Raw genomic sequence first — 220 nt, forward strand, 5'->3', positions numbered from 1 at the left:
AATTTTATCAGTATGGAGGGTATTGTATTGGACAGTATTCGCTCCTGTGACAACCTGAAGGTTCTTGGCCCAAAGCTGTGCATTGACTGCTGTTGTCCGGCTGATTAAATCTACCCTGTCCATGTTGCTGCCATTCATTCCGGCACCTTGGATCGTGATTTGTCCGCCTGCTACACGAAAAGCATCCAGACTGCCATTACCGCCAAAAATAGGTGTGCCT

1 protein-coding gene is annotated in these 220 nt (G+C 47.7%); it reads right to left on the bottom strand.

Annotation, left to right across the window (positions count from 1 at the left end; all coding sequences use genetic code 11):
• Positions 1-220 (bottom strand): hypothetical protein (locus Ga0466249_RS26355; protein WP_215832442.1); only part of this gene is annotated, 220 nt, incomplete at both ends.

Origin of the sequence: Pelorhabdus rhamnosifermentans, assembly GCF_018835585.1 — a bacterium.
In the GTDB taxonomy this organism is placed as follows: domain Bacteria; phylum Bacillota; class Negativicutes; order UMGS1260; family UMGS1260; genus Pelorhabdus; species Pelorhabdus rhamnosifermentans.